General features: G+C 66.8%; 3 protein-coding genes and 1 pseudogene. 2 read left to right on the forward strand and 2 right to left on the reverse strand.

Annotation, left to right across the window (positions count from 1 at the left end; translation table 11 throughout):
• A pseudogene (locus G3N97_RS38295) lies at window positions 1-595 on the forward strand (AraE protein); the annotation flags it as partial.
• A gap of 20 nt (window positions 596-615) precedes the next feature.
• Here G3N97_RS38295 and G3N97_RS38300 read toward each other — a convergent pair.
• Window positions 616-810, reverse strand: a complete 195-nt coding sequence (locus G3N97_RS38300; protein WP_065061215.1) for a hypothetical protein — start codon at window positions 808-810, stop codon at window positions 616-618.
• Between the two features lie 120 nt (window positions 811-930).
• On the reverse strand, window positions 931-1,389 hold the full coding sequence (locus G3N97_RS38305) for an Lrp/AsnC family transcriptional regulator (RefSeq protein WP_167371424.1): 459 nt from the start codon (window positions 1,387-1,389) through the stop codon (window positions 931-933).
• Between the two features lie 129 nt (window positions 1,390-1,518).
• On the opposite strand from G3N97_RS38305, the gene G3N97_RS38310 reads away from it, so the two are divergent.
• Window positions 1,519-2,169 (forward strand): cysteine dioxygenase family protein, encoded by a 651-nt coding sequence (locus G3N97_RS38310; RefSeq protein WP_205997927.1) that lies wholly within the window; start codon window positions 1,519-1,521, stop codon window positions 2,167-2,169.
• Window positions 2,170-2,283: the final 114 nt, after the last annotated feature.

Below are 2,283 nucleotides of genomic sequence, written 5' to 3' on the forward strand. Positions count from 1 at the left end.
CCAGCCCGTGGCGGCCGTGGGCGCGAAGGCGACGGCGCAGGCCGCCGCGCAAAGCACGCAAACGTCGACGGCCGCGGCCGCCGTGCCCGCCCTCGCGCGCGACTTCCGTTACCGGCTCGCGCGCAAGAACGTGCACGTGGCGTTTGCGAATCTCGGCCAGGCGTTTCAGCGCATGATGCTCGAACCGAAGTCGGCGCAGAAGTTTGTGCCCGAACTCAACGACCTGCTGGTGCGCAGCCACGAACTGGCCTCGCAGATCACGGCCACCGCGCCGCTGTTGCGCAGCACCGCGAATCTCGAAGCAGATGCGGGAGAGAACGTGAAGCTCGACGCGCTGGAACGCACGTTCGACTGCGTGCGCGAGAATCTCGTGGCCGCCGAGGCGGGCACGGCCGTCCCCGAGGATCAGCTCGATATTTCAAAGCGCATGACGCGCGAACTCGACAGCATGGTGGTCGACGCGGAGCGCGCGCTCGGCCCGGCCGCCGAACTCGTGCAGGATCTGAAGCTGCTCGCGCATCAAGGCAAGCAGATGCTCGCGGCGTCATGGCTGATTCGGCGCGACGCGAGCCTGATCCATCTGCCGGAAGCGTAAAACGGTTACTGCGCGTGGCGTTACTGCGTGGCGCTGCCCGCCTGCGAGGCGGTCGCGCTGGTGGCCGCATGGCTCGCCTGCGCGCCGACGGTCTCGTCGTATTCGCGCTTGCTGCGCAGCGCATTGAACAGCACGGTGCCGATCACGAACAACACCACCACGACGATCAGGACACCTACGCCCAACGTGGGGTTCTTCTTGCGCGGCTCGTTCATGTCGCGTGCCCTGCCCGATGAGGTGAGGAAGTAGGAAGGGCCATTCTACGCCGCCGCGCCTTGCAGACGGCTTGCGACGCGGGCGACGACCGGCATGGCACGCGCAACGCTCAAGCGCGTTCAGGTTCCGCGCACCGGCAACGCCGTCGAATACTTGATCTGTTCCATCGCGAAACTCGAACTCACGTCGAACAGCGGCACGGCGCGAATCAGTTGCTTGTAGATGCGATCGAAATCGTCGATATCGGACACCACCACGCGCAGCAGATAGTCGGTCTCGCCGCTCATCCGGTACACCTCGACGATCTCGGGAAAATCCTGCACCGCGCGCGTGAAATCCTGCGCCCACGCCTCGGTGTGCTGGTTCGTGCGCACCGCGACGAACACCGTCGTGCCGACGCCCAGTTTCTTCGGATCGCACAGCGCCACCTGCGCGCGGATCACGCCGGTTTCCTTGAGGCGCTGCACGCGTTTCCAGCACGGCGTCTGCGAGAGATTCACGCGCTGCGCCAGTTCGGCGACCGGCATGGTGGCATCCTGTTGCAGCAGCTCCACCAGCTTTTTGTCGATGATATCCATTCCCACCTACCCCGTCGTATAGAAATTTCTTCTATCTTACGCCGCAACGGGGAAAAAGAACGGAAACTCTTTCTCGACGCCAATCGGTATAACTCTGTTGACGAAAAACACGCGACACGAGGCCCGCCGATGAATGCTCCCTTCGACCCCGCGCTGCAGCAAGCCGCCCACGCCGCGGCCGTCGCGCGTCTGTGCGGCGCGCTGGACGGCGCGTTCGACGCCTGCGCCCTCGCTCACCCTCACCCTCACCCTCACCCTCATCCTCATTCCCATGCCGACGAGGCGAGCGACAGCGATCCCTCACGCTGTGTTGCGTTCGCACAAGGCGTGCGTTTCGCGCTCGCCCAGGCGCTGGCCGACGCCGCGCTCGTCACGCCCGCGCTGCGCATGCCCGGCGCAGACGCTGACATCGGCACCTATCGCCGCCACCTGCTCGCCGCCGATCCGCGCGGCCGTTATACAGTCGCCGCGCTGGTCTGGCAGCCGGGTCACGCGAGCCCGGTGCACGCGCATCACACGTGGTGCGGCTACGCCGTGCTCGACGGCACGCTCACCGAAACGCTCTACGGCTGGAACGAGTCGCGCGGCGTCGCCGAAGTCCGGCGCGCGCAGCAACGGACAACCGGCGCAATTGCGTTCGGCGGCCCCGGACGCGCGAACGTGCATCGACTCGCCAACGACAGCGCGACACAGACGGTTTCACTGCATGTGTACGGAGTCGCGGCCGCGCAGATCGCCACGCACGTCAACGACGTGTTGCCGCTCGCGCTCGCGGTCTGACTGGCCGCTTCAGTTGCGCCCGGCGGTGGGAATCTGCGGCGGCGCGCCTTCGGGGCTGCCGGTCGGCGGCGGCGCGGGACGCGGTTCGTGCGAGGCGTCGCGCGTCACGCCGCG

It is taken from the genome of Paraburkholderia sp. Ac-20347, assembly GCF_017104805.1.
Lineage (GTDB): Bacteria > Pseudomonadota > Gammaproteobacteria > Burkholderiales > Burkholderiaceae > Paraburkholderia > Paraburkholderia tropica.